Source organism: Limnospira sp. (assembly GCF_051859755.1).
Taxonomy (GTDB): domain Bacteria; phylum Cyanobacteriota; class Cyanobacteriia; order Cyanobacteriales; family Microcoleaceae; genus Limnospira; species Limnospira fusiformis.
The window spans coordinates 1-2,698 of the sequence record NZ_JBIMLI010000275.1; the positions used below are offsets into that span (position 1 = coordinate 1).

General features: G+C 42.8%; 2 protein-coding genes and 1 pseudogene. All 3 read left to right on the top strand.

Features of this window, described 5'->3' with window-relative positions; all coding sequences use genetic code 11:
- Positions 1-74: 74 nt before the first annotated feature.
- Positions 75-1,133 (top strand): annotated as a pseudogene (locus ACTIE0_RS23760) (group II intron reverse transcriptase); the annotation flags it as partial.
- Positions 1,134-1,235: 102 nt separating this feature from the next.
- On the top strand, positions 1,236-1,739 hold the full coding sequence (locus ACTIE0_RS23765; protein WP_006615945.1) for a hypothetical protein: 504 nt from the start codon (positions 1,236-1,238) through the stop codon (positions 1,737-1,739).
- A gap of 262 nt (positions 1,740-2,001) precedes the next feature.
- Positions 2,002-2,493 (top strand): YajQ family cyclic di-GMP-binding protein, encoded by a 492-nt coding sequence (locus ACTIE0_RS23770; protein WP_006615946.1) that lies wholly within the window; start codon positions 2,002-2,004, stop codon positions 2,491-2,493.
- Positions 2,494-2,698: the final 205 nt, after the last annotated feature.

Sequence of the window (2,698 nt, forward strand, 5' to 3'; positions counted from 1 at the left end):
GAGCAGTTTGATTCTCTCCATGATGCCATGGATTCCGTTCTCCAAGCTGCGTCCTAACCACCTTGACTAATGCTATAAATCCAATACTCGCCAACATCGCACTGTTGGGAATGGAAAGGTTAGTTAAAGAAATGTATCCCAATAAAGGAACAACCACCCAGGTGAACTTTATAAGATATGCCGATGATTTTGTGGTCATCTCAAAAGACTTAAAAATCATCGAACAGTGCCAAACTGCAATTTCTGAATGGTTAGAACCTGTAGGACTAGAAATTAAACCCGAAAAAACTCGAATTTGTAACACACTCAATCCTATTGAGTATAACGGCAAGATTGAGGAACCGGGGTTTAATTTTCGAGGATTCAATATCAGGCAATATCCGGTAGGAAAATATAAATCTGGGAAAACAGGGGGAAGAGGAAGCAGATTAATCGGTCACAAAACCCATATTAAACCCAGTAACAAAGCAGTTAAAGCCCAAATTGAAGTGATAAAGGGTGTAATAAAACAACATAAAACGGCACCCCAACCAGCTCTGATAAGTAGACTAAACCCAATTATAAGGGGATGGTCAAACTACTATTCAGGAGTAGTCTCAACAGAGACCTTCAACAAACTAGACCATATAGTCTGGAAGATGCTAAGGGCATGGACAGTATCAAGATGCGGAAAGGCGAATCATGAAAAGTGAAGGAACTACTTCCAGCAGGAAACGGTTAAACTTAGCAACGGAAAAGAAAGGCATGAAACTTGGTTGTTTAAAACTAAAGAGGGACTCCAATTGTGGAAACATAATTGGACCCCAATTGCCAGACATACCCTAGTACGCCCAGAAGCGACACCATACGACGGAAATTGGACTTATTGGGCAACCAGAAAAGGACAAGCAATCGATACGCCAACAAGGGTAGCGAAACTACTCAAAAAGCAAAAAGGCAGGTGTTCCTGGTGTGGACAGTATTTTGCACCATCAGATTGAGTTGAAGTAGACCACATTGTACCTCGAAACTTAGGTGGAAAGGATGAATACAAGAATCTTCAATTATTGCACCGTCACTGTCACGATAATAAAACGGCGCTTGACAAAAACAACGCCAAAGCTGTATCCTTAACAATGGAACAATCAGACTAAGAGCCGGATGAGGTGAAAGTCTCACGTCCGGTTCTGAATGGGAGGGGTAGACCGTGAGGTCTATCTCGACCCCTAATTCTTGGTAAATATATAAGAGTATCCTTGAGTCAGTCCATCAATTTGCCCAGAGTAGATGAATTTTTAGAAGAACTTGCAGCCATTCAGCAAACCGGCTCCAAGCGCATTGCCTTACTCGGTTCCCGCCATATTCCCTTAACCCATCAGAATTTGATTGAGATGATGAGTTATGCCCTAGTTTTGGGGGGAAACCATCTGATTACCTCCGGTGCAACCGGGACTAACTCAGCCGCCATTAGAGGGGCAATGCGGGCTGATCCTAATCTTTTAACAGTCATTCTACCTCAAAGTCTCGAACGTCAGCCTCGCGAGTCACGGTCACAGCTAGAACAGGTCATCCATTTGGTCGAAAATCCCTCTGGAGATACCTTATCTTTGGCCGAAGCTAGTTCCTCCTGCAATCAGGAAATTATTTCCCGGTGTCAGCAGTTGATATGTTTTGCTTTTCATGACAGTGATACTTTGCTGAGGACCTGTGAAGAAGCCGAAAATCAGCGGAAGGTGGTAACTTTGTTCTATTTGGATTGAAGCCAGAGGTTGCCAGTGGCACTTAGTTGGTATAGATCTATTGGGGCAAGTTCTCAGAGATATAAGCTATCTCACCCCATAAGGCCTGATTTGCTGTTCAATGCCAAAATCAGACTGCTGTTACCGAAAAATTGGATACAAAGACCCGTCCTTTAGCCTAGCTGGGGACGGCTTTTTATCAAAATTGTTGCATATTTGGATGTTTGGGGTTAGAATCCTTGTCCTAAGAAATCAGTAGAACATTACATAGCAACGAAGGCTTATGGCTTCAACATCTTCTTTCGATATTGTCAGCGATTTCGACCGTCAAGAATTGGTCAATGCACTAGACCAAGCCAAACGAGAAATTATTAGTCGCTACGATTTGAAAGATACTAACACTACCCTAGAACTTGGTGATGAGGTAATTGTTGTCAATACCGACAGCGAGTTTACTCTTGATGCGGTCCATACGATTATGCAAACTAAGGCTGCTAAACGTAATCTATCCCTCAAAATTTTTGATTATGGAAAGGTTGAGTCAGCTAGTGGAAACCGAGTCCGCCAAGAAATTACCCTGAAAAAAGGGATTAGCAAGGATGTGGCTAAACAGATTACCAAGATTATTAAAGATAATTTCAAAAAATCTCAGGCTTCTATCCAAGGTGATGCGGTGCGGGTTTCTAGTAAGTCTAAAGATGATTTACAGGAGATAATTAGATATCTCAAGCAGGAAGATTTCCCCGTAGCACTACAATTTACCAATTACAGATAGTTAATATCCTACCAGGCGATCGGGTGCGATCGCCTGGTAGGGTGCGTCAGAACAGCAATTCTCATTTGGGAAATTCAACTGCTATCGGGTGGGATGTCTAACTCGAGACCCTCAAGCATAAAGGTCAGAAGGTGGTCCCAACTGTCTCAGCGTACAGTCTGGGTAAGCGCGCGCAAATCATTAAAGAAGGTTTGGCGGGTAGGTA